The organism is Natranaerobius trueperi (assembly GCF_002216005.1).
Lineage (GTDB): Bacteria > Bacillota > Natranaerobiia > Natranaerobiales > Natranaerobiaceae > Natranaerobius_A > Natranaerobius_A trueperi.
Genome location: NZ_NIQC01000003.1, coordinates 91472 through 116179, shown reverse-complemented (window position 1 = coordinate 116179; position 24708 = coordinate 91472). Strand labels below are relative to the sequence as shown.

18 protein-coding genes, 1 pseudogene and 1 riboswitch are annotated in these 24708 nt (G+C 32.4%); of the genes and pseudogenes, 5 read left to right on the top strand and 14 right to left on the bottom strand.

Annotation, left to right across the window (positions count from 1 at the left end):
* Positions 1-7: 7 nt before the first annotated feature.
* Genes CDO51_RS02580 through CDO51_RS02570 form a run of 3 tightly spaced genes read right to left on the bottom strand, consistent with a single transcriptional unit; the run spans position 8 to position 9515 of the window.
* A complete protein-coding gene (locus CDO51_RS02580; protein ID WP_089022736.1) occupies positions 8-1615 on the bottom strand; it encodes a hypothetical protein in 1608 nt (535 codons plus the stop codon).
* Positions 1615-8154, bottom strand: a complete 6540-nt coding sequence (locus CDO51_RS02575) for an IPT/TIG domain-containing protein (RefSeq protein ID WP_089022735.1) — start codon at positions 8152-8154, stop codon at positions 1615-1617. Before CDO51_RS02575 ends, CDO51_RS02580 begins: the two co-directional genes overlap by 1 nt.
* Positions 8154-9515 (bottom strand): hypothetical protein, encoded by a 1362-nt coding sequence (locus CDO51_RS02570; RefSeq protein WP_089022734.1) that lies wholly within the window; start codon positions 9513-9515, stop codon positions 8154-8156. Before CDO51_RS02570 ends, CDO51_RS02575 begins: the two co-directional genes overlap by 1 nt.
* 568 nt (positions 9516-10083) lie before the next feature.
* On the opposite strand from CDO51_RS02570, the gene CDO51_RS02565 reads away from it, so the two are divergent.
* From CDO51_RS02565 to pcp, 3 genes are read left to right on the top strand one after another with little or no spacing between them, the layout of a single operon-like run.
* Positions 10084-10755 (top strand): DUF969 domain-containing protein, encoded by a 672-nt coding sequence (locus CDO51_RS02565; RefSeq protein ID WP_089022733.1) that lies wholly within the window; start codon positions 10084-10086, stop codon positions 10753-10755.
* A complete protein-coding gene (locus CDO51_RS02560; RefSeq protein WP_089022732.1) occupies positions 10755-11669 on the top strand; it encodes a DUF979 domain-containing protein in 915 nt (304 codons plus the stop codon). Before CDO51_RS02565 ends, CDO51_RS02560 begins: the two co-directional genes overlap by 1 nt.
* 23 nt (positions 11670-11692) lie before the next feature.
* Complete coding sequence (gene pcp, locus CDO51_RS02555; protein ID WP_089022731.1) at positions 11693-12337, top strand: pyroglutamyl-peptidase I; 645 nt, start codon at positions 11693-11695, stop codon at positions 12335-12337.
* 80 nt (positions 12338-12417) lie between these two features.
* Here the strand turns inward: pcp and CDO51_RS02550 are convergent, their stop codons facing one another.
* From CDO51_RS02550 to CDO51_RS02510, 9 genes are all read right to left on the bottom strand, one after another.
* On the bottom strand, positions 12418-12735 hold the full coding sequence (locus tag CDO51_RS02550) for a group II intron maturase-specific domain-containing protein (RefSeq protein ID WP_089022730.1): 318 nt from the start codon (positions 12733-12735) through the stop codon (positions 12418-12420).
* Positions 12736-12878: 143 nt separating this feature from the next.
* Positions 12879-13580: a Crp/Fnr family transcriptional regulator gene (locus CDO51_RS02545; protein ID WP_089022729.1), complete on the bottom strand. Its 702-nt coding sequence runs from the start codon at positions 13578-13580 to the stop codon at positions 12879-12881.
* Between the two features lie 95 nt (positions 13581-13675).
* Positions 13676-15172 (bottom strand): glycerol kinase GlpK, encoded by a 1497-nt coding sequence (gene glpK / locus CDO51_RS02540; protein WP_089022728.1) that lies wholly within the window; start codon positions 15170-15172, stop codon positions 13676-13678.
* 23 nt (positions 15173-15195) lie between these two features.
* On the bottom strand, positions 15196-16158 hold the full coding sequence (locus CDO51_RS02535; protein WP_089022727.1) for a DUF7847 domain-containing protein: 963 nt from the start codon (positions 16156-16158) through the stop codon (positions 15196-15198).
* A gap of 236 nt (positions 16159-16394) precedes the next feature.
* Positions 16395-17654 (bottom strand): M20 family metallo-hydrolase, encoded by a 1260-nt coding sequence (locus tag CDO51_RS02530; protein WP_089022726.1) that lies wholly within the window; start codon positions 17652-17654, stop codon positions 16395-16397.
* Positions 17651-18334, bottom strand: a complete 684-nt coding sequence (locus CDO51_RS02525) for an aspartate/glutamate racemase family protein (RefSeq protein WP_089022725.1) — start codon at positions 18332-18334, stop codon at positions 17651-17653. Before CDO51_RS02525 ends, CDO51_RS02530 begins: the two co-directional genes overlap by 4 nt.
* A gap of 14 nt (positions 18335-18348) precedes the next feature.
* Positions 18349-19137 (bottom strand): MetQ/NlpA family ABC transporter substrate-binding protein, encoded by a 789-nt coding sequence (locus CDO51_RS02520; protein ID WP_089022724.1) that lies wholly within the window; start codon positions 19135-19137, stop codon positions 18349-18351.
* 18 nt (positions 19138-19155) lie between these two features.
* Complete coding sequence (locus tag CDO51_RS02515) at positions 19156-19836, bottom strand: methionine ABC transporter permease (protein WP_089022723.1); 681 nt, start codon at positions 19834-19836, stop codon at positions 19156-19158.
* Complete coding sequence (locus tag CDO51_RS02510; RefSeq protein ID WP_089022722.1) at positions 19811-20839, bottom strand: methionine ABC transporter ATP-binding protein; 1029 nt, start codon at positions 20837-20839, stop codon at positions 19811-19813. Before CDO51_RS02510 ends, CDO51_RS02515 begins: the two co-directional genes overlap by 26 nt.
* 111 nt (positions 20840-20950) lie before the next feature.
* Positions 20951-21059: riboswitch (SAM riboswitch) on the bottom strand.
* A 212-nt stretch (positions 21060-21271) separates the two neighbouring features.
* On the opposite strand from CDO51_RS02510, the gene CDO51_RS02505 reads away from it, so the two are divergent.
* Positions 21272-22048 (top strand): winged helix-turn-helix domain-containing protein, encoded by a 777-nt coding sequence (locus CDO51_RS02505; RefSeq protein ID WP_158212285.1) that lies wholly within the window; start codon positions 21272-21274, stop codon positions 22046-22048.
* Positions 22049-22215: 167 nt separating this feature from the next.
* Here the strand turns inward: CDO51_RS02505 and CDO51_RS02500 are convergent, their stop codons facing one another.
* On the bottom strand, positions 22216-23190 hold the full coding sequence (locus CDO51_RS02500; RefSeq protein WP_089022720.1) for an N-acetylmuramoyl-L-alanine amidase family protein: 975 nt from the start codon (positions 23188-23190) through the stop codon (positions 22216-22218).
* Positions 23191-24200: 1010 nt separating this feature from the next.
* Positions 24201-24539: pseudogene (locus CDO51_RS15295) on the bottom strand (RNA-guided endonuclease TnpB family protein); the annotation flags it as partial.
* Here CDO51_RS15295 and CDO51_RS13700 point away from each other — a divergent pair.
* A complete protein-coding gene (locus CDO51_RS13700) occupies positions 24534-24692 on the top strand; it encodes a hypothetical protein (protein ID WP_158212283.1) in 159 nt (52 codons plus the stop codon). The pseudogene CDO51_RS15295 and the gene CDO51_RS13700 sit on opposite strands and share 6 nt — an antisense overlap.
* The last annotated feature ends 16 nt before the right edge of the window (positions 24693-24708 follow it).

Genomic DNA, 24708 nt, shown 5'->3' with positions numbered 1-24708 from the left:
CTTTGATTTAGTTTACAAGTACTAGCTTTGCTTCATTTTCTTCTCTAATGATATATAGACTATCACCTTCTTGTAGTTTTTCTGGTGAAATCTGTTCACCATCCTTAATGATCATACTATTTTCTACTAGAATATCTAAATTAACTGTTTTTGGTACCCATTCAGTTCTTTTACTACTCCAGTCTCTAGCATCATAAATTTCTATTTGAGTTCCTGCTAGTTCATCTTCTTTAATGGAGTTAACTGTTCCATTAGTGATTCTCTTTTCTAATAGTGAAGACAAGGAATCTTCAACAAGAATTGCTTCAACATCGTCACCATCAGTATAGATATAACCATACTTATCATGATAATCTTCATGATAAAACTCTCTTCTAGAGACACTTTCATCTTTTTCATTGTTATAAATGTCAGTATCATCATGAATAAACAGCTCTTTATTATCATCAAATTTATTCCACACATGATCTCTTAATAAAGAAAAGTCATCAATCCATAACCTATCTTTGTCTATACTATCTAGTCGACCAGCATAGATGTAATTTTCTCCTACATTAGAGTGATTTATAGCTTGATCATAGACATATACAATATTAGCTGTTCGATGAGACCCTCGTCCATCACCAATTACATATGCATCAGACTTTGGGCTAAGGCTTTTATGGTTAATTAAGCGATCATTTTGAACAACCATAGTACCATCATTAAAATTAAAGTTTCTATTATTGGTTAACTCAAAGGTTTCTGAATACCAATTGATATTTTCTATTTGTGTTGAATACCTTATCTCATTATCACTTTGTAGCACCATTTTTTTAACTCGATCTTCTCCAAAAAACTCTTCCATAACCATATAAGCTGTTCTTCCTCTATGGTCTTCTAAATTATCTACTTCTTTACCATTTAAATAGATATCAAAGTTATCATAGGATTCACGTAATCTATTGTTAATTTGATGCCACTTACCATTTCTAAATACCTCTAAGTTAACTAGATTTACTCTGCTACCAAAATTTCTAGCTATCCCGATCTCCCCTCGGTATAAATCGGTAACTTTAGCCCCATGGCCTTGAACATTTATTTCACTGATGACATTATCATTAATACTATCAAAATGAAGTCTTAACCGGTCTCCAACATAAATATCATTCATTTCTCCTACTCTACCACTAATATTTACTGTTGTATTAAAAGAAGTAAAATACGTTTTAGTTTCTCCTATATCATTAATTATTTCAATCTCATCTCCGTCAATATCAACAACAGTACCAAATTCTACTCTACTACCAGGGGGGATATATCCCGGATCTTCTGTAGAATATCCTTCTAGTTCACTAATATAGTTATCTACACCTACAGAAGCAGTGATCTCCATACCGTTATTAAACTCTTGTCTTTCTACATGATAACCATCTATTAGAAAATTTGTATCATTATCATATGAAAAACTATATTCTTCTCCTTCATAGGTTTCGATTACTAATTCTTCATCATCTAACTGTTGTAAATAACCTTCTATAGTGTTTCCAAAATAACTATCAACTGCGTAGGTTTGTCCAATTACTACAGTCATTAAAAATAATAAAGTAAACAAAAACATTAACCTTTTATTCATTAAAATCCTCCCCCCCTAGAGCCAATTACAGAGTATGTGCCTAACCTGTCAATTCTTATTTCTATATCACTTGTATATCTATCACTATCTAAAGTCTTCCATTCATCATTTTGTTTATCATATTTCTTTAGCTTATAGTCATCTAATCCTCTAAAGTTTGCTTTCTGTTGATCTACTTCTAATGATAAATCCATATCGTTAGATAAATAATCTATAGAGTTAGTTTCACTTCCTAAAAACTCTTTAGCTTTTAGATCATAGCCATTTAATATATCACTATCATTAGAATCAGTTTCTGTTATTTCAAATTTGATACCGACATCTTCTCTCATTCTATTTCTGTGTAATCTATGACTTCTAAAAACACTAGGGTCTAATGACATATAGAAATCTTGTCCTATAATATCTATCTCTACTGGGTCAACACGTGAAAGTAATTTAGCCGGTAAGCTAAGTTCTACCTCTTCACTTCCTGCTAGGTTTCCTCTAGTAAGGTCTATAGTAAGATCATCTCTTTCTCTAAGCCCTACATGTACTTTAGCTGTATTACCTGATCGATCTTTTGTAGTTTTATCAACAACCCTACCTTCATCAACTTTATCTAACCTACTTCCGGTACTAACTTCATCTGTTTCCATAGAGGGTTTTGACTCACCATATTCTCCTACTGCTTTAACTTCGAACGAATAATTTTTTCTTGGTTCAATAGCACTAAAATAAAAACTTTCAAGTTCTGTTGAGCCAATAAATTCTCTAGGCCCTCCATCTTCTTTAGCATAAATTATATATTCAGTTGCATCAGAGACCTCATCCCAGCTAATTCTAATAAACCTATTGTCAACTAAGAAAGCCTCTACACCTTTAGGTGTTTTAATTTCCGGTAGGCCAAAGGTTAGATCTTCATAAATGGCACTTGCACCACCATCAGGATTAACAACTATCACACCACTAGTATCACGCTTTCCTTCTGGAGTGGTAACAACTAACCTTTTAGAGTCAATATATTCTACATTAGCTGCTTCATTACCATCTTCTAAATAATAAGTCTCTTCTTTGATATATAGTTCTTCACCATTTTCTTCTTCTGTTAGAGCAGGGTCAAAAAAGACTTGTGTCCCCTCTTCAAAATTATCACCCTGTAGTTTTATTTCTTCGTCACCTTCCATACTAATAGTGTTTATACGATCATTAGTATTGTCAGGATCTACTATTGACATAATATCTGGTGCACTAATATAGGTAAAGACTCCTCTAGGATCTGAAAACGCTCCATCTGGGTTTTCAATTGAGATTATAGTCTCACCAGTGTCACCAGGTGGAGTAGTAACTTCTATCGTTTGATCATCTATATAATCTACATTGTCAACTGAAACTTTCTCTTCATCAAAGAATACTCTTAGACCTTCTAAAAACTCTTCACCATAAATTGTTATATGAGTTCCACCAAATACAGGACCTAAATCTGGTTCTACTTCAAATATTCCTGGATTAGAATCTGGACTTAAAACTTCTATATAGATAGAAGGAGCTGCATCTACAGAAGAAGCATGTCCTCCGTCCTCATTTATAACCCTTAATTCATGTAAACCTTCTTCATCCATAACTTCTGGCATTTCAAAAGTTAAGCTATCTGGTGCATCATAGTCTATATCTTCAGGTTGAATTTTTGCTATATTAGAAATTTCTACAGTAGCACCTTCTCTTAGGTCCTCTCCTTCAACACTTATAATATGACCTCCAGACTCATCAACTTTAACTACTTCAATTACTTCATCATCCCGTTCACTGATCTCTGGATCTTCACCTTGACTAGTAATATTATCAATAACTGGATTACTATCTGGTCTTAAGTATTCAAACTCAATTGAATCCATACCACCATCAGGATTAATATACTGAAGTAACGCTTCTTCTGCTGTATGATATGAAGGGATATAAATATCTACTTCTCCGTCTCCTACAATTTCAGTTTCAGGTGCATATCCTCGTTCAACAAATAAACGTCTATCTTGAACTTCAACTCTTATTAATTCAAAACCATCATAGTTATTTGAATTTTGTAAAAGGTCTACTGGAATATATTTATCCCCTCCACTATAAGGAAATGTTTTTTCATAAGTATTATCATCTTCAATACTCAAAGTGAGTTCTTCACTTTCTGCATTGTATTCGACTCTTAGACCACCCTTTAGCTCCACTGTGGTTCTTCTACCTTCAATCCTTCCACTATTATCTTCACCAATTGGAATATCTCTATTAGTTATATCACCAAAGCGTACCATCGGCATCTCTTTAGTTTCAACTTCTAGATCTTCATTATAAATATCCATTTCAGTTGGATAAAAGTTTTCACCAAATAATGTTATCCGGTCTCTTCCATCAATGTGTCCAACTGATGGAAGAAGGTCCTCTATAGTTGGATCTGATTCTTCAAATATAAAGAAGTCAGGATCTGTAATACCTCCATCATTATTTAATACTTGTACCCGAACCTCTTCTGCAGGATGGTCTGGAGTTTCAACCTGTAAATACCCTCCTTCAAAATCTATAATCTCTGCAGACTCTCTACCAAAAAACACTTGAGGTAGAACTGGTTTTACTAGTTCATCAAATTTTTTAGTTGTAATATCTTCAGTTACTTCATCTGGTAATTCATCTTCTATATCTTTATCTATATTCTCTTTTGCTTCATTTAATAGCTCTTTTTGAGTAATTTCATCGCCCTGAGCTCCGTCTTTGTCTTCTAGGATATCTAGCCATTCAGTAATTGTATAGTCTCTATATTCTCGATCTTCTGACTCTACTTCTTTCATGTAATTATAATAAATTAAATAGTCTTCAAACTTGTTAACTAAATTCTTTTCTGTTTCTTTTACTATATCTTGATATTTAACTTCATCTAGGTCTTTCCATTCATTAGTAGTATAATCTTTCGTGTATTTATCCTCATCAATATCATCTTCATCAAGATGATCGATGTAAAATTGATGTATTAAGTAGTTATCTAATTGATTAAGTGAAAAATCTCTGAAATCATCCCATCTACCGCTATTATTTAGATCACTAAACTCTTCACCTTCTGACCATGTACCTGTTCTATCTTCATCTTCAAAAGGTTCATAAAATCTAAAATCAGATCCTATAATTTCTACTATCTCTCCACCTGCTGCGTTTCCACTTCCAGGTGCTATATCTAAGATTTGTGGGTTACTTCTAGGGATTATATACGTAAATCCATCTTTTTTATAATCACTTCCACCAATTTCTGTATTAGAAACAATCACAGATACAGAAAGCCTTGTAACGCCATAATCTCCAACTAAGTCCCCAGGAAATGGAGGTACATCAACATTTATTTCTGTTTCATTAGGGTTAATATCAATATTTTCAGAAGGTACCTTGGTTCCATAGATGTAAACTTCAGTTCCATATTGAAAATCTTCACCTTCAATAACAATATCATAACCACCATCTACAGATCCTTCAGAAGGTACTATATTATGAATTACTGGGTTAGCACCCGGATCATAAATATATTCAAACCCATCTTCTACAATGTATTGACTAGTATCAGGATTTTCTACACCTACATCATAATAGCCTGGTTGTTCTTCTGATACATTAAATGAAATCTGTCCTTGATGATTAACATAGACTCTATCCCCAATAATCTCACCATCTTCAGTTTTATAAGGGGTTTTTACATCAAGTTCTGTTATATAATCATCATTATCATTTAGTATTAGCACCCTATCTTTAGAACTAGACTCTTCTAAAGCAATTCTTACTTCTCCATGTATAGCTGAACTTACATTAAACTTCTTTAGATAATCGTCAGATTCTATATGTTCTTCTATTTCATAGCTATTCCCAGAACCGTCATGTAGGCTGATTGTACCATCTTGTTCACTTTCAAGTATATAAAAATTATTTTCATTATCTTGTAACACTACACTTTGATAATAATCAGCTAGCTGGATCCTACCATTTTCATCTTGATAGAGTAACTTAGTAAGATCTTCATTTGCTTTATATGGTTCTAGTTCAATATTTCCTCGTCCATCACGATTGTAATCATTAATATCTTCTCCATCAAAGGTAACTCTAGTTCCTAGTAAATAGTTAATACTACTTCTACCTTCTCCCCCACTCATCGGAACAGGTGATAAGAAGTTTTCACCTTTCATTACTACTAAATCACCTTGACTTCCCTTTTTTGGGGATATATCTGTTATTTGAGGTTCAGTATATGTTTCTACATACATAAAAGACTCAGTATCTATTCCACCATCAGGGTTCATAACCTGTATTTGAGTTTCACCATCCCTATTAGGTGGTGCTGTAAAGGTAATCTCATTACCTGCCCCTGATAGTTCAATGTTGTTCATTTCTTCTCCATCTAGAAAGACCCTAACGCCTGGTTGAAAGTGTCGTCCTTCTATAGTAATTTCACTTCCACCTTCTGTTGTTATTACATCTGGTTCAACATTTGTTATACTTGGTTCTTGATCATCATCTATATCACGAATGAAGTTTATAATATCTCGTGCTGTGGTACTTCTTGGGTAAAAACTAGTACCTTCTTCAGGGTTATAAATAGTCATATCTTGATGATTTTCATCACCAGCAATACCAACAGCTGATTCTGAAATAGTATACTCAATATCTTCAGTATCTTCTATCCAAACTAAGATTTTACAACCTAGTTCATTTCCATCTGTTCCGTCAACTACTTCTCCATCATCATTTAATACTTCAAAATGTAAATCTGTATTTGATTTATTAACTATTTTCTCTATTGTAGATTCATTGACATCTGTTTCATCTCCATTGTCACCGTCATCTACTTCAATATCTTCAGTATTGGGGTTTAAAATAAATTCTTCATCTTCTGTAGAAAGTTGAATAACTGGATACCTTGTCACAGTATTACCTTCGTCATCAGAAAAACGAGTTACAAAAAAGTCTTCACCATGTACAGAAAATAATAGCTCATCTTCTGTTGGAGTATATGTACCCACTTCTTCTGTCTCTTCAACTTGGATCCTATCAGGATATATTTCGTAAATCTCAGGATAAAAAGTAGCCGGTTCAATAGTATAAGCATCTTCCTTTGTTACAACCTCGTGAAGTTCTACTTCTTCTTTGTCTCCTTCATCATCTTCTAGAGTAATTATAGTCTCAAAATCTAATCTAAAGTTCACAGTGGTTTCTTCTTCAACAAGATAATACGGAATTCTAACATCTAAATTTCCTGTTCCATATTCCGCACCATTAAACCTTAATCTATCTGTACTCTTACTTTCAAACCCTTCTTCATTGATATTACCAGAAATTACTCTTTTAACTTTTTTAACTTCTTTCCCACGATAATAGGTATCTTCAAAGTCTTCGAAATTTAGTACTAGCTCAGTACTATCTTCTATATTAACTTCAGGTTCTCCACTATCAAAAAATGGATCATCAGGATGTAGGTTTATAAGGTGATTTCCTTGAAGGGTAACATCCTGCCCAGTGTGTGGCCCACTATCATCCTCAACTCTATCAATTACACCAAGATGTCTTTCTTCTAAAATCAAAAAGTTTTCATCAAGGTCAATACTTTCAAATATCTCACCAGATGGATCACCTTCTTCACCTACTTCATTTGTGATAATCACATCATAATAGTTACCTGTCTCTAAATTTGGTACTTCGAAGATCAAAAAGTATTTCTCTTCATCTTCGTCATAACCATGGTCTAATATTTCAGCTCTATTATCCTGAGAAAACTCTGGAATATCAGCATCTTCTCTTTGTAAAAATACACTATGTCCTGAAAGAGAATCCTCTGAAGTAGCTCTTACAAAAGTTTCTGTTGTTCCTATATTAGGAGTTATATTTACATCTTCTAATTCTAAATCGTCGTGAATTTGAAATGCATTTGAATACTCAGATTCTATTTTAAAATCAACACTATTGTTATCAAAACCATCTATATCATTTTCATCTTTTTTTAAATTAATTTCAAAACTATTACTTCCTTTAGTATCAAAATCATAAAGTTCAATATCATAATCATCAATATTTGATCTGATTTCAGCATCAACATCTATATTATCTTCTGGCTTTTCTTGATCTAACATATCAAAGTTGTTTATATCAATTTTTAGGTCATCATCTTGAGCTAGTATTTCTGAAGGAGATGGGTTCATAGTGTTAATAGTAGGCATATCTGTCTCTATCTCAGCTAACCTTTCTCCTTCAGAGTAGATAATAACACTATCATTTATATCTTCTTTACTTAACTTATATCTTGAAAATGGATCATTAGGCCTTGTATCATCTATCTCTACATCATCAGAATCATAAACTCGTATCGACCCTTCTATCCCTTCTATTCTTAAGATATATTCATGCCCATCAGTATCTAAATGTGAATCTGCATTCTTTTGTAGTTTTATCTCGATTTTATCATCTGCATATACAGAGCTAGATTCACTAAATGATACTGTCATTACTAGAATTAATATTACAGTTAATATAAGATACTTTTTCATTATTGATTCCTCCCTTCAGATACAACCACAAAAGTTCCCAATTCATCAGCTATTATTTTTACTAGTTGATCTCTTTTGTGAATTTGTGGAAAATAGATACCATCTTCAGTCCATTGTCTATTATCTTCATCAAACCTTAGTACCTTTAATTCATCACTTTCATAACTTTCGAAAGGTATTTCTAAAGTTACAAAATCTATTAGTAAGTTCTCTTTGGATAACTCATAAAAATCAGATTTTATAACATAATCATTTAACCTGTTTTTTAAATAAGATTTTCTATGGGAACCAACTTTCTCGATAGTTAACTGAACATCATCACGTTTATAATCACTATCTAGGTCTAGTCCAATAAAAGAGTATTCAAATCCTTGATATATTAAATCTATCAAATCTAATCTATCATCTTCCCTTTTAATCCAAGATAGAACACGTTCCCTAGTATTTGGAGACATAAAATCATCAAGATTAAAATTCAATGAATGCCAATTACTATAGTATCTACTAACTTCAAGGGTTTTCTTGCTTTTTCCTACTTCCTCTACAATCTTACCCTGGCGAACACGATCAGTAACTCTTGTATCTTCCTTAGGAATAAAATCATTATGTTTCGATTCTATGATACTTACAGCTCCATATATTTTTGTCTTATGATCATCTGAATTTTTTATTAAAACATCATATATCCCGGGCTCTAATCGATTATATCGAGGTAACAAAACCTCTAAATAACGGTTATCATCGTCATCTGTATCAACTTCAACTTCATGGGCTTTTCTATTATTAAAGTAAACATCAACATCTTGTCCTAAAATCTTATCTGCATCTATCCTTAGCCTCTCAGAATAGCTATAGTCTTCAGAAAAATTACGCTTTGAAAAGTCTTCAGTTGTCACTCTAGGGTAATGAATAGTTTCAAACTCCCATTTGATTTCCTCATTTGTAACATTTTCTAAAGAATTCATAACTACACCACTAGGAAAGATAACCTCATAGGTAGTATCAGGGACTAAGTTAGTAACAGGAATCTTTATATGTAATTTATCATCTGAACTATCTTTAACTACAAATTTTTCTTCTAATTTATCTGGATCATTTAATAACTCTAAATCAACACGATTCGATCCAATTGTTTCAGGTATAACTTGTACATCTCGTAAATCAGCTATACCTAAAAACTCTAAATTTTCCTTTTCATCATCAAAAGTAATTTTAATATAGTCAATATTATCTTCATTATAGTACTCATCCCCATACGGCCATCTATCAACTACTTCTGGTCTTTTTTCTTCAACTGCAAACAAGATATTAGAAGTACCTAATAATAAAAAACTAATAACTATAATTATTGCCTTATTCATCCATATCACCCCGATTATTCCTGTTTGATATTATTATACCATCCAACTTATATTTGTACATGATTCTATGGTGAAAAGACAGACAATTTGACAAGGTTAGACAATAGTTCTTTGGTCCTACCTAATGGAATTGTCTTTAGATCTGTTTATTTATTCACGATTTCATGATTTACATATAAAAAAAGGTGCCTTAAGCACTTTAATAAACATTATTTTTGTTTTTAAATTTATACATACTGAAATAAACTATTGCTATTACACCTACAGCTAAAATAATTAATAATAAAATGATATTATTAAGGTTCCACACTTCATACTCTACTTCTATGTGATTCTACAGAGTCAGGAAGATCTAATATAAAATCAACCATCTGTAAAAACATCATCTCCCCAAATTCAGTACTCGGTGAATCAATATTATCTATTTATAAATTTATTGGTTAAAAACCTTCTTAATAAATTATTTTACTTTAATGTATTAAATTTTTAAATTTGTAGTCTAGTTTACAGAATTAATTTTTAAACATTGGTAATATAACGTTAGAAAAAAGTATAAGGAGGGATTTTTGTGATCAGGTTGATTGGAGTACTAATTATAGTTTTAGGGTTTTATTTTAGACTAGACATTTTAGGAGTAGTCTTAACAGCTGGAATAGTAACAGGACTGGTAGCCGGCATTGAAATTAGTGAAGTTTTAATTATCCTAGGTGAAGCTTTTGTAGAAAATAGGTATATGTCAGTATTTTTAGTTACATTACCGGCAATTGGAATCTTAGAGAGGTATGGTCTTAGACAACGCGCAGCATATCTCATAGGTAGAATCAAAGGAATTACTACAGGTAAGGTCTTAGCTATTTATACTGTATTTAGAACTTTAGCATCTGCTTTTTCCGTTAGAGTAGGAGGACACCCACAATTTATACGACCTCTTATCTTACCAATGGCAGAAGGGGCAGCCCGTGAAAAGTATCCTAATTTAAGTAATGCTAGCCTTCAAGAAATTAAAGGATTAAGTGGAGCAGTAGAGAATTATGGTAACTTTTATGGTCAAAATGTTTTTGTAGCCTCTGGTGGTACTTTATTAATTGTTGGAACACTTCAAGACTTAGGATATGATGTTAGTGCAATAGAAATTGCTATGGCCTCAATTCCTATCGCAATAATAGCTACTATAATTGGTGTTATACAGTGCTTTATGTTAGATAGAAAATTGCAAAAAAACGAACGGGGGGATAGCTAATGGAAGACATTTTATTAGAAGTTTTGTACTTTTTATGTGGATTAGTTGCATTAATTACTGCATTTATGTCACTGCAGGATAAAAACAATCAGGCTCGTGTTGGTACCGGAATATTTTGGGTAATAGTTGCTATAACTTTTATGTTTGGAAAGGTTCTTCCTCCGATGATCGTTGGGTTATTAGTAGTAATGCTTGGAATATTAACTGTAACTAAACAAGTTAGTTTTTCAAGTTTAGCTGAATCATCTGAAAAGTTTAAAGAACAAAAATCACAAGAAATAGGTAGTATTTTGTTTGTACCTGCTGTTTCAATAGCACTACTTGCATTTGGTATAGCACAGTTTACTGGTTTAAATGGGTTAATAGGACTTGGAATCGGAGCAATTGTAGCTACTTTAATGGGTGTTTTTTTAACTAAGGCAAAACCAAGCGAACTTAGCCATGAAGGGAGTAGACTATTACAGTTAATAGGTGCTGTTAGTATCTTACCTCAATTATTAGCAGCACTTGGGTCTCTTTTCAATGAAGCACAAGTTGGAAAAGTGATTTCACAGGGAATTTACACAGTTGTACCTGAAGGTAATTTATTATTCGGTGTTATCGCATACTGTATAGGAATGGCTGTCTTTACTATGATTATGGGAAATGCTTTTGCAGCTTTTGCTGTTATAACAGCTGGAATTGGAGTACCTTTTGTACTTGAACTTGGTGCAGATCCTATAGTTGTTGGAGCACTTGGTATGACAGCTGGTTTTTGTGGTACTCTTTTAACACCTATGGCTGCAAACTTTAACATTGTACCTGTAGCTATTTTAGAGATGGATGATAAAAATAAAGTAATAAAAACTCAAATGGCAGTAGCTTTTATATTACTAGCAATTCATATAGCATTAATGATGTTTTGGGCTTTTTAATTTTACATTAGGAGGAATCAAATATGAAAAAGGTATTATTAACAGGATTTGACCCTTTTGGAGAGGATAGTATCAACCCTTCTTGGGAGGCAGTTAAAGAACTCCCTGATAAAATTAGTAATGGCACTATTAAGATTTGTCAAGTACCTACAGTATTTGACAAATCTATAGAAGAAGTAACTAAAATGATTGATAAGTGGGATCCAGATATTATTATTTGTATAGGACAAGCTGGGGGAAGATTTGATATAACTATAGAAAGAGTAGCTATCAATATTGACGATGCTAGAATTGCAGACAATGAAGGCAAACAACCAATAGATCGAACAATTAAAAAAGATGGTGAACCAGCTTATTTTTCTAATTTACCTATAAAAGCTATGTCAAAAAATATTAAAGATAATGGTCTCCCGGCTTCTGTCTCAAATACTGCTGGTACTTTTGTTTGTAACCATATAATGTATGGAGTGCTTCACTATATAAAGCAAACTAATTCAACTAAAAAAGGTGGATTTATCCATGTACCATTCATCCCCTCACAAGTTGTTACAAAACCAAATAAGCCAAGTATGTCTTTAAAAGATATCACAGACGCACTTTACTACGCAATAGAAGCTTGTATAAAGAACGAAGATGATATTAAAACAACAGAAGGTAAAATATTCTAATCAATCGAATAGTCGGTAGATAATTAATTTATCTACCGACCTCACACACCACTCAAGCGTATCGTTCGGTACTTGGCGGTTCAATGATTTGAGTGCAATGCCTCGTATCTTTTGGATATGTCATCATATCCAACTGATGCGAGGTATTTATTTGTTAATGACCTTGATAATATCCAGCTATTGGCTATTCGCCAACACCCTTTCCGAGTGTTCGCCCCTTCCCAGGCTTTACCTTTAGTTATTCCAAGTCGTCTGAGGTTCTTAAACCTCGCACTTATTTTCTTCCACTGCTTCCACAAGTACATTCGAATTCTACGCCTAATCCATTCGTTAAGAGCAGTAATTCTTTTCTTCATATCTGCAATGGCAAAATAACCTAACCAGCCTGTAATGAACATTACTAAGTAATGGGGACAGGTTTCCACCTTGCGGAGTGCCTTTGGTAGTAGGACATCTGCTAACAGTTCCTACCACCAAGCCTGTAACGGACTTTCACCGCCTAGCTGCGGCTCATGCAGGGCAAACGCTTAATAACCCGCCTTTAGACTTGAGGCGGGTTATTTTCATGACTATTACGTATGTCATTTAGTCTATCTAAATCTTTAATTATAATCTTTTTCTTTTTTATTTCAATAATTCCTTCCTTGCAAAAATCATTTAACCCTCTTGTAACTGTAACTCTAGAGCATCCGATCAAATTAGCTAATTGTTGATGAGTTAAATGAATTGCTATTTCCCACTCTCCTGATCTGTTTTTTCCTTGTTGTGTTTTAAGGCGATAGAGGGTATCAGCTAACTGTTCAACAGCTGTATTAAAAGTCATATTTGACATTTGATACATCAAAATCCTAAATTTTCTAATAATGCTATGGAACACAAAACTATATCCCTCTGGGTCATTAACTAACATGGATTCTAAGTATTCTTTTTCTATAAAAGATACTCTACAGTTTTCTAGGCAAACAGTGTTAAGATAATCTTCTCCTTTTCCAAAATATGTTATTTCACCAAAAATTTCACCGGGTTGTAAGATATACAATATTTTTTCTTCACCATTTTGTCCATAAATAGATTCTTTAACCCTTCCATCAACTACTATCCCAAAAGTAGTACCTGAAGGTATATCAATATAGTTTCCTCTTTTAAAGCTTTTATTGGTACCTTTAGTACTTAAATCTAAAAAAAAGTTTCTCATAAGGTCCTGTCTCGTTTCATCAAACGATGATTTATAGTTATACACCACAGTTAGCCCCCCAATGTCCTTAACATGGGAGGATATTAAAATACCCCTTTTCTATTATATCTGACACATATCTTTAAGGGAAGAGTCAATAAATACTAATCTTGAACCCAATCCATAGTTCTATAAACAGCTTTTTTCCAGCCTTGATATTTATGTTCACGTTGTTCATTATTCATTTGTGGTCTAAATATTGCATCAATCTTTTGTAACTTTTCTATATCATCTCTTGTCCAAAAATCTACAGCTAGCCCGGCTAGAAAAGCAACCCCTCTTGCAGTAGATTCAATATTCTCTGGACGTTCAACATTGCTCCCTAATATATCTGATTGAAACTGCATCACTAAGTCATTTTTAGAGGCACCACCATCAACACGCAAAGATTTTAATTCTAACCCTGAATCTTTTTTCATTGCATCAACCACATCACGAGTCTGATAACCTAAAGATTCTAAGGTTGCACGAACAATTTCTGCTTTACCTACTTTACTAGTTAAGCCAAATATTCCACCCCTCGCATACATATCCCAATATGGTGCACCTAACCCTTGAAAAGCAGGGACCACATATACTCCTTCGCTATCTTCACTTTTTTTAGCAAAGTACTCAGAATCACAAGAAGAGTCTATTAATCTTAGATTATCCCTCAACCACTGCACAGCAGCACCAGCTATAAAAATACTACCTTCTAAAGCATAATAAACCCTTCCATTAATACCCCATGCAATAGTAGTTAATAACCCATTATCTGACACTACCGGTTGTCTACCTGTATTCATTAATAAAAAGCAACCAGTACCATAAGTGTTTTTTACCATTCCACGTTCTAAACATGATTGACCAAATAAAGCTGCTTGTTGGTCACCTGCAATACCCGAAATTGGTATTTCTGCTCCTCCTAGGGTATGTTCCTCTGTATATGCATAAATTTCACTTGATTGCTTTACTTCTGGGAGCATTTTTCTTGGAATATCCAGTGCATTTAGTAACTTATCATCCCAATCCAAAGTATATATATTAAACATCATAGTTCTAGAAGCATTAGAATAGTCAGTAACATGAACTTTACCACGAGTAAGGTTCCAAATAATCCAACTATCAATAGTACCAAATAGTAAGTCTCCATTTTCCGCTCTTTCTTTCGCGCCTTGTACATTATCTAGAATCCATTTCACCTTAGTAGCAGAAAAATATGAATCTATTACGAGCCCTGTATTTTCTCTGATATATTCTTCTAGACCCAGATCCTTAAGTTCTTCACATATATAAGCTGTTCTTCTATCTTGCCAAACTATTGCATTATAAATTGGTTTCCCTGTTTCTCTCTCCCAAACTACAGTAGTTTCTCTTTGATTTGCAATTCCAATAGCCTCTACCTGATTAGGTCTTATTCCTGCTGTTTCTAATACTTCCCTCAAAACACCACTTTGTGTTCCCCATATTTCACTCGCATCATGTTCAACCCAACCAGACTTAGGATAAAATTGTGAGAACTCTTTTTGTGCAATTTGTACCAATGTTCCATTTCTATCATATAAAATTGCTCTAGAACTAGTAGTCCCTTGATCTAATGAAAGAATATACTTGTTTGACATTAATAACTACTCTCCTTATAGTTTTATCTTCTAAGACGTTTTTTTATTAATCTTCTTTTTCTCCTCCTTCTTCTTTTAAAAGAGGGCTTTTCGTTCAGTTTTCGATACAATTGATATATTATGAAAATAAGATAAGTCCCTATAGGAGTAAATACTAAAGTTGCTACTATTATTGAAACTGATCCTACAATATTAACAATTATACTTGCAACAATTGTTAATAACCAAATAATAAGTAAATGTAATAGTACAACCCATAAATATCTTTTTACAGTTTTAAATGAAGTTACTATAGCTTTAATTGGTGGTAAATTATCATCAACAATTGCGTAAGGAGTAAATACCAATAAGATTGTTAAAATTAAAATCACTAATAAGATAAGTAACATAAATAGACCAAAACCTAAAACAAAGGACAAAATACTAGTAAAGTTTAATACATCAAAAAAACTTATAGATGTAAAAATTAAGATAATCATAAAAAGAATACCTAATAAAATAACACCAGTTAACATTAACTGATATTTTAATATATTCCAAAAATGAAGTTTAGCATTAACAGTAAATCTATTAAAGCTAGCTTTAGGAGCATTATTAAAACCATCTTTAATTGTTCCTAGAAATCCCGCTTTAACTAGTGAAGTAGCAACAAAACCTAATAGAATAAAAAATATCACAACAATAATAATTATAGCTCCAGATAATATAAACGAATCAAACATGTTCAGGTTATACTCACCCAAATTAAAATTAGTTATTTCATTTACAGAAAAGTTAATATCCATTACATCTGTTATTGAAGGTGGTATTGATACACTTGTAAATATCTTGAAATTAAAGGGATCCTTACCTATATCAATGTCCCTAACACCTTTAAATATTAGCGGTAAGTAAATAATCATTAGTAGTAATATATCAATTATGAGAGGTATAGCTATAACTTTATAGTTTTTTTGTAACTGTTTTAACGCATCTTTTAAAACCAAATTACTCTCCCCTTGTAATCCTGTTATTCTTACATTATTCTTAATATATTAAATAATTACCTGCAAACCATTGAACAAAAACTTTCAAATCCAATATGGATTTAAATAGAAAGTGAAAAAAACTAATGGTGTAAGATCATGAGAAGCTGACTATCATGGGTTCGTTTAAACAATGATTGAAACTTTTAGAAGGTTAGAGAAATCCCCTCCTAGTACTGTAGGAGGGGATTTCTCTGTTAATATTGAGATAAGTTTTTTAAAGTTTGAGTAAGAACATTAACTCCTTTTTCAAGATCTTCCCATCTACTCCACTCAAAAGGTGAATGACTAATACCATCAACACTGGGTACAAAAATCATAGCGGTTTTAACTTTTTTCGCAATATTTTGGGCGTCATGAGCTGCTCCACTACTCATTCTTCTAGTCTGAATGTTTAGTGTTTCTGAAGCCTTATAGATAGCTTCTACCACCTCTTTTGAACATGGACTTGGTGGTTTGTGAAAAAGAGTTTCTACTTGAGTCTTTACTTGATATTTTGATTCTAATCCATCTATAGTTTTAATAATATCATTTCGAATAAGCTTTATATTTTCATCCACCTTATCCCTGATATCTATACCTAACTCTACTTCTCCTGGTATAATATTTGTTGCTGATGGATATACCTCAAACTTACCAACAGTAGCAACTGTTTGCCCACCTTTTTTAGATAATAATTCCTTAACACGTTCATCAGTAAAAGATACTACATCAGAGGCAGCAACTAATGGATCCTTTCTAGAGTTCATAGGTGTTGTTCCTGAATGGTTTTCTTGACCATAAATAACTGCTTTCACCCATGTTATACCGGTAATTTCTTCTACAATACCGATGGGAGTGTTTTCATTATAGAGTACTGGTCCTTGTTCAGGGTGCAGTTCAATGAAGTACTCAACACTATTTATGTCAAATTCATAATCACTTCTATAATCTTTTAAAACTTCTTTTAAGGGTTTACCTTCATCGTTTTTTATCTTCTCAACTTCATCATATGTTTTATCTCCAACTAACACTTCACTACCAATTAATCCTTGATAAAAAGCTGAACCTTCTTCACCAACAAAAATGCTAAGTTCAATTGGTCGCTCGTTTTGAAAGCCTTCTTCGTTCATAATTCTTATAGCCTCTAATACACTTATAACTCCTAGTGGACCATCAAACTGACCACCATTTTTTACAGAGTCCAAATGAGAGCCAGACATGACAGCTCTTTTATTAGGGTCAGTCCCAACCTTTCTACCAAAAATGTTTCCTACACGATCAAACCTAACTTCTAAACCAGCTTCTTTCATTTTTGATATAATAAAGTCTTTAGAAACTTTGCTTTGTTCATTTCCCTCAAGTCGCCATAAACCTTTATCCATATCTAAATCTTCATAATTTCTAGTTTCTACTTGGTTTTTTCGACCAAGTCTACCTAGTTCAATTAAGTCTTCCTTTAAACGATTGATACTCATACAATCATCCGCTCAGAAGTATCAAATTGGATTCTTCTTAACATATCCTCTGCAGGGTCAAATATTTTAATTGTTGTCCTTTTAGTAAGTTCTTTTTTTATATAAGGAAAATGGGTACAACCTAATATCAATGTATCTACTTTAGATTTTTCATAAAACTTAAGTAGAGAAGCTATGCCTGTATCTTCTATTATTTGTACTGGTTTTTCCTTCTTTTCTATGGCCTTTACTAATTTTAAAGTTCCTGTACCTACAACATGTGCACCTTGGTTTACTTTTTTAATAATTTCTTCTATACCTTTAACCGCCTGACAGTTCGCTCCTAAAACACCAATATTATTATATCTAGTTGCGATATCATGATATGATCCGAGAGGAGTAACAATATTAAGCCGAGTCTTACTTGAGATAGTGTTACTATTTATAGCTGTACTTAAAGAATTAAAAAAGATGCAAATTGACTGGATTTTTTTTTGTTCTTTTAGGGTTTCAATTCTTTCTACAACCTTTTGTTCTAGTTGTTCTTGGTGTAAAACCTGTAAGGTAGTTGCTTCTTCTGGAGTTGTTGCAATTTCTTTACCTATAGTATTAACACCATGATTTTTGAAAAACTCATTCCCCATTTGTGTATCTATAGGGGTTCCCGCTATGATACCAATTGTTAGCTCCTCGTTTTTCATATCATGACACTCCTTTAAAATGTTGGAAGCACATTGCGCTCATATTCTTCTTCAATAAAGTCTCTAATTTCTTCAGAGTTTAATACACTAAATAACTTTTGTAGGTCTTCTCTATCTTCTTCATCTTCTCTAATTGCAACTATATTTCCATACGGACTATCTTCATCTTCAACGTACAGTCCATCTTCTGCTGGTGACAAGCCAGCTTCAAGAGCATAGTTAGTATTAATTAGAGCGAGCTCTACATCATCAAGTGCTCTTGGAATTTGGGCTGCATTTAGTTCAGTTATTTCAAAATCACTATTAACTACATCACTAATAGTTGCTTCAGTTTCTACACCCTCTTCTAACTCTAATAGTCCTGCATCTTCTAGTAACAGTAATGCTCTTCCACCATTAGTTGGATCATCAGGAATTGCTATTTCTTCATCACCTTCTAATTGGTGTAAATCATCAATTTTATCTGAGTAAATAGCCATTGGTTCTATGTGTACTACAATTTCATTTCTTAAATCTAGATCATTTTCTTCTATGAAATTTTCAAAATATGGAGCATGTTGAAAGAAGTTAGCATCAGCCTCACCTTGTGCAAGTGAGTTATTTGGAGTTACATAATCATCAACCACAACTATCTCTAAATTAATTCCTTTATCTTCTAGTAATAGTTTAGCTTCTTCTAATATCTCTGCATGCGGCATTGGAGTTGCTATAACCTCTAAAGTATCTTCATTATCAGAGTTTTGACATCCGACTAAACTAATAGAAACAATTAAAATTGTTAATATTATCAATCTTTTTTTCATTTTAAAAACCCCCTAATTTTATTTGTTAACTCTTTTATCTACCTTTTTAGCAGTAAAGTTTCCTATAGCTTGAATACCTTGAACTAGAATTATCAACACTACTACTGTTGCAATCATTACATCTGTTTGAAACCGATAATAACCGTAGTTTATAGCTAGAGTACCTATTCCACCTCCTCCCACAACACCTGCCATGGCAGAGTAACTAATTAAGTTAATAATGGTTATAGTTCCACCTAATATCAATCCAGGTAAAGCTTCTGGTATTAAAACTTTTAATATAATCTGCCAGGGACTTGCACCCATGGCTATAGCTGACTCTATTACACCTGAATCTATCTCTTTTAAAGAGCTTTCTACCATCCTAGCTGCAAAAGGTATACTAGCTACTGTTAATGGTACTATTGCTGCAGTTGTACCAATTGAACGACCGACTATTAATACTGTGAAAGGAATAATAGCTACCATCAAAATTATAAATGGTGTTGATCTAAAAATATTAACTATTGTTCCTGATATTTTTTGAACAGATTGACACTCAAGAATATGGCCTTTTTCAGTTACAACTAGAGTTATTCCTAACGGTAGACCTAAAAGATACGTTATAGTTATTGATACTCCAACCATATAAAAGGTTTCATATAAAGCTGGTAGTAATAAGTCTAGAAGTTCGTTAAGCTGTTGAAAAATGTCTACCATTTTTTAATACCTCCAAACCTAAATCTTTTTCAGTAAGATACTCCTTAGCTTTATTAATATCTGAATCACTTCCTATTAGTTCTAAGACAAGTGTTCCAAAGGGTGTTCCTTTGATATGGTCAATATTGCCGCTTATTATATTAGTATCTACATTAAAATTCTTAATAAGTGATGAAATAATGGGGTCTTTGGCTTTATTTCCTATAAAGGAAACTTTAACTATTTGAGTATCATATCCTGAATAGTCAATACTCGGTAGCTCTTTTTCAGTGACACTTTTTACAAAGTTTTTCGTAACATCTTCCTTTGGTTTAGTAAAAATATCTAAAGCTTTTCCTGATTCAATAACTTTCCCTGATTCCATGATAGCTACAGAATCACATATCTCTTTAATAACTTTTATTTCATGTGTGATGATTAAAATAGTTAAATTATATTTTTCATTAATATCTTGTAACAGGTTTAATATTGACTTTGTTGTGTCTGGATCAAGGGCTGATGTCGCTTCATCACATAGTAGTATCTTCGGGTCATTAGCAAGAGCCCTTGCAATCCCAACTCTTTGTTTTTGACCACCACTAAGCTGTGAAGGATAAGATTCAGCTTTATCTTCTAACCCCACCAGCTTTAATAATTCAGTCACTTTTTTATTAATTTCTCCTTTATCTACACCAGCAATTTCTAGTGGCAATGCAATATTTTCATAAGCTGTTCTTGAAGATAATAAATTAAAATGCTGAAATATCATTCCAATTTTCTGCCTAGTCTTTCTTAACTCTTTTCCAGTTAAGTTCGAGACCTCAATTCCATCAATTGTTACAGAACCTGATGTTGGTCTTTCAATTAAATTTACACACCTTATTAGAGTACTTTTACCTGCACCACTATAACCAGCTATCCCAAAGATTTCGCCTTTTTCTATATTTAAATTGACATTTTTCAATGCTTGAACCTTATTACTTTTATTTTTGTATAGCTTGGTTAGATTAGTAATTTTTATCAAGAAAACAACCCCCTTTATCATGATAATTAAATAAAACATTAAAATATAAAAAAGCCCCTTCTGACAAATGTAGAAGAGGCCTTAATAGCTAATAGCTATATTTAAGACATCTCCTTATCTGTCAGAAGCTTTAAGCTTCTGTTGGAATTGGCACCTTTGCAGCATTGCTGCCGGTTGCCGGGCTTCGTCGGGCCAGTCCCTCCACCTCTCTGGATAAGGAAATTCTATATTTTTTTATGTTATAACATATTCTATTATTAATAGTTTAAAGTGTCAATAGTTGATTTATCCATAACAACTTAATAAGTAAGTATTAAAACTGATGAAACTTGTTTCTTTTTGTTATAGACAACTAATAACAAAATAATAACCCTTTCTTGTTTATAATAATGACAGGTGAAGGTTGTCTAAAATCTGAAAGGAGGATCACCTGTGAAATTACATAATGATTCAAGTGATCTACTAATTTATACACTTGGAGGATTTACTGTTTATAAAAAAGGAGTTAACCTCACTCAAGAAAAGTCACAATCTATTAAGAGCTTTCAACTTTTAAAATATCTAATTGCCCATAGAGATAAAAGGCTAAAACCTGAGCAAATTGTATCACATCTATGGCCAGATAATAATTATTCAAACCCTAAAAGTACTATGTACTCACATATCTATCGTCTTAGAAATTTATTAGGTAAAGATAAATACAATAACCATTACATTCTTTCTGATAACGGTTTTTATAAATGGAATAAAAGTGCTAGTTACTGGTTAGACATTGAAGAATTAGAAAAATGTCTTAATATGGCAAAGCAAAAAATACCCACAAATCTTAACAAAGCAATTAAATACTATAGAACAGCTTCACATATTAACATCGGTAATTTCTTACCCGAAGACAAAAATGATTGGACAAGCTATGTAAGAAATTATTATTTAAATATGTATAAAAACACTACATTAGAACTAACTGACAGGTTACAGAATTTTAATAGAATAAAAGAAACAAAAGAATTCACCCAAAAAGCTATTGAAGTATTTCCTTTTGAAGAAAAGTTCTATTATCATCTAACGAAGTCACTAATTAAAGAAGGTAAGGTACAAAAAGCTAAGGATTATTTTGAAAATACTAAAAAATTTTTTGTAAACGAATTTGGAAGTCATCCATCGTTTAATTGGCATGAAATTGATAATAAATTTGAAGCTATTAACTAAACTATCCCTACCTACTTGGTAGGGATAGTTTATAAATCCAAAAAGCTCCCTTCCATATTAAATATAATTTATATTTAATGCACTACCGAGACATTTATAAAAAATGTGAGAATATAAAAAGAGGCTAAAACCTCAAAGTAACTCTTGGGTTTTAGCCTCTAATAAGTTTATAGAAAATTTTCTACATAATCTACTATACCATCTGAAATACCTTCTGCTGCATTTTGTCTAAACTGATCAGTTCTCATAAGTTCTTCTTCTTCGTAATTAGAGAGATAAGCTAACTCTACTAAAGCAGCTGGCATATGAGCATTTCTTAAAACAGAAAAGTTCCTATCAAAAATTCCTTTATCTTGTCGGTTTAAAGTATTTACCATTCCATCTTGTAAGCTTTGAGCTAGTTGATAATCATTAGGGTTTCTTAATGAAGAATAGTAAGTCTCAGTACCTTGAGCTTTTCTATTTAGTGCACCATTAGCATGAATACTTATAAATAGATCAGCACCCATTTGGTTAGCCATATTAGCCCGATTAAATAATGAGATGAATTCATCACCTTCTCTAGTTAAATGAACATCTGCACCAAGTTCCTCTAATTCCTCTTTAGTTCTATGACCTACATCAACAACTACTTCTTTTTCAGTTAATCCTGTAGGTCCCACAGCACCAGGGTCATGTCCACCATGACCAGGGTCTAGTACTATCTTAGCACCTTCAAGAGGAGTTTCTTGAACCTCTTTTGCTAGATTTCGTTGTTCTATTTCTTTTGTTTTGTTTTCTTGAGCTTTTTCCTCGTCTTTATCTAACTTATCTACCTCAGTCTCTTCATCATCTTCTATTTTATTAACAAAGTTAGCACTTACCCAGCCTTCCTTTTCAGTACTCTCAGAAAGACTAATCTTAACCCACTCACCATTATCATCATTGGTATGCTCGTCCACTACATAATAACTTTCTGATGCATTTACTTGATCAATTAACGAATGATCTATCCCTGGACCACTTCGTACATTTAGTGTATCAGCGAGTATTTCAGCTTTTTCTAAAGCTTGTGCACTATCCTCATCGTTAAACATTGGTCCACTAATCACAAGCAGTAGTGCGACAGCTACCAATGAAACTAATAACTTAATTTTTTTCATAAATAACTCCTTTCTAATTCTAAGTTTGGCTATTTTATGTCAACTAGAATTCCAACTACTATTATACTGTATTTATGAGAATATAAAAGTAGTTTCAGGAAAATACCTTTAATTACTACATATAGTAATTTGTTGTAAATTATTTTACTTTGTTTGTTGCTAAAAACAGTTTAACTTATGTAAATAAAATATCTATATTACAGTATTAGGGCAAAAAGCCCACGATTTCAATCGTGGGATGAAAGCCTATTTTTTTAATAAACTTAAGTTGTACTATAAATCAAAAACATATACAATTAAATCATATGAAACAAGAATACAGAAGAACAAAAACAACCGTATCTTTAATTAACTATCAGATGGATGAAAGACCAAGATCATAAAATTAGCCGTAAAGTGGTTGATTTTGCAATAGAAGGCTTGAAGTTCAATAGAAAAGTTGAAGTTGTTTTTTCAGAAAAAGATAAACAGATTTGAGCAAAACTTGCTTACCTGAATAATTTTCGATGTTTTTAAGTACGTTTTGTAGAGCGGATAGCTAAAGCAGAGGAAATTAATATTAGAAGTAATAGAGTTAAGAAGAATGACAGCAATTTATTAACAAGTTTTCAAGTATCTCTGTGGATAAAGTATGATTTAATTAACACTCTACACCGAAGCTAGCAAGTTATCTTTATTTACCAACTTTCTACACTCCGAGTCCGATTAATTAACAAAATTAAAAGATAAGAGGGAGGTTATGATGAATCACAAAGTTGAAGTTTTCATTACCGCTCTGTCAACAACAGGTTTTGATGCAATGACCATTTTTGCATAACTCGCCTATTCCTACAATGTATCAGTCTTAGAACTTTTAACAATTAGATTTATATTTGCATCATTATTATTTTATTATCGTTTGTTATTTTCAGATATGATTCTTATAAAATATCACTCTAGAATTTCCTGTTTATCAGACCGACCTTAATGCATCGTATTCTCCACAGGCGTTTATTCGGATAGTGCCTACCCTACATAATGTCCCTATCGTGATGGGTTCCACATTTATAGTAAAGTCCATTCTCTTATTATAAGTTTTTCAATTTCTGTATTCCAAACTAGAGCATAGTTGGCTTGATAAAAAGAACCTATCTATTTTGACATAAGTTCTAATACCAGTTAGCTTTATACTCTAATTGTCTTGAAAATTCTGACCAAGATACATCTAATATTGCTTTGGCTAGTTTATGGTTCTTTTTCATATCACTTACATTTAGGTCTTCACTGACTATAACTTGGTTTTCGTTTATAATTTGTGAAGACAATTTATGTAAAAAGTGTTTTCTGGCATCTAAGATCTTTTCGTGAAGTCAAGCAATTTAAATCCTCATTTTATTTCTGTTGTTTTAACTATACATCAACTAATTGGTAGAAGTTTAATACTACTAGCTATCATAATTCTTCAAAAAGCTAAAGAAAATAGAACTTCAATAAAAGATCCCACTTGGGAAAGTCAGGCATAAAAAAGAGCCCCACATA